At 41.5% G+C, this 492-nt stretch carries 1 pseudogene; it reads right to left on the minus strand.

Annotated features, from left to right (window positions below):
* Positions 1–28 precede the first annotated feature (28 nt).
* Positions 29–492, minus strand: a pseudogene (locus E1180_RS00080) (hypothetical protein); the annotation flags it as partial.

Here is a 492-nt window from a genome sequence, read left to right on the forward strand (position 1 = left end):
AATTCAATGCTATCAATGAGTTTTGACCCTAAGCAAAAATAAACATCTCCTCAAGGTAATCCCCAATTTCGATATCAATTATTTTAACAACTGAACCAGAAAAATTTATTATCGAGTCACCATCTTCGACTGTAAACACTATATCCTCTAACTGCACACTTGTATTTCTTACATATATCTTGTCTATATTGACCTCGAAATCCATTATAAGATCGTTACCGTCGTTGCCCACGAAATAAAAAATATCGCCTCCGCTTCCACCATACATAATATCATGACCGGCATCACCGCGAATGATATCGTTACCAGCACCGCCACGAATCTGATCGTTCCCAGAGTAACCGCGTAGATAGTTTTCGTCACCGTTTCCGGTAATAGCGTCATTGTATTTACTACCTAAAACTCTCTCAACGGCGACAAGCCTATCCCCTTCTGCATGTCCCCCCCGTTCTGTGGTGGAATTCCCAATGTTGATTGACACGCTGGCGTTAG

The sequence above is a fragment of the Roseibium denhamense genome (assembly GCF_009711415.1).
GTDB lineage: Bacteria > Pseudomonadota > Alphaproteobacteria > Rhizobiales > Stappiaceae > Roseibium > Roseibium denhamense.